Source organism: Alcanivorax sp. HI0044, assembly GCF_001634945.1.
In genome coordinates this window covers 1-870 of record NZ_LWEZ01000666.1, presented here as the reverse complement: position 1 = coordinate 870, position 870 = coordinate 1, and the positions used below count along the sequence as shown (strand labels likewise).

The 870-nt window shown below is 55.9% G+C and carries 1 protein-coding gene; it reads left to right on the top strand.

Features of this window, described 5'->3' with window-relative positions:
* Positions 1–870: type I restriction endonuclease (locus A3730_RS08000; RefSeq protein WP_197477368.1), on the top strand; the 870-nt coding region annotated here is incomplete at both ends.

The following is an 870-nucleotide window of genomic DNA, read 5'->3' as shown; positions in this document are numbered from 1 at the left end:
GCGCCTGCCTCAGGCGAGCTTCTACGAGTTGCTCAAAGACCCGGTGTTCACAGCCTGTACCAGCAAGCCGCTGATCTACCAGATCAATGCTCTGCGCATTCAGGGCAATGAGACCGCTCATGGTGCCAAGGGCTCGGTGCGGGATGCCAAACTGGCATTGGGTATAGCGCACCAGCTCGCCATGTACATGGCAATCAAGTATTACGGGAAGAAGAAGGCAGATATTCCTGACTTCCAGGAAATCCCGGATCAATCCGCTGCGCTTGGCGAGCTAAAGCAATCGGTCAGTGCTTACAAGGAAAAGCTGGAAGCCCGGCAGGAGGAGGTAAAGGCTCTCCTGGATGAGTTGGATAGAGAGCGGACGAAAAATGTTCAGCATATCGATCCGCCCCAGCCTATAGAGCAGCAAGAGAAGCACCAGAAAAGCCAGGCGGTTACCGATAGCCTGCAGTGGAACGAGGCCAAAACCCGCAAGCAGCTCATTGATGTCATGCTCACCAAGGCAGGCTGGGATGTGGATGACCCGGAGCAGGTTGGCCAGGAAGTCGAAGTGGACTTCCCCAATAACCCATCAGGCAAGGGATATGCCGACTACGTGCTGTGGGGCGATAACGGCCAGCCCCTGGCTGTCGTGGAAGCCAAGAAATCTGGAAACACCAGCCTGCAGGCGGGCCGCGAGCAGGCCCGTTTGTATGCCGATGCCTTTGAGCGCATGGGCTACCAGCGCCCGGTCATCTTCTACAGCAATGGCTACGAAACCTTCATCTGGGATGATCACCAGTACAACGCGTACCGTCAGGTCTACGGTTTCTATAGTAAAGACAGCCTAAATTACCTGATTTACCAGCGCCACTACCGCGCCGCCGAGCT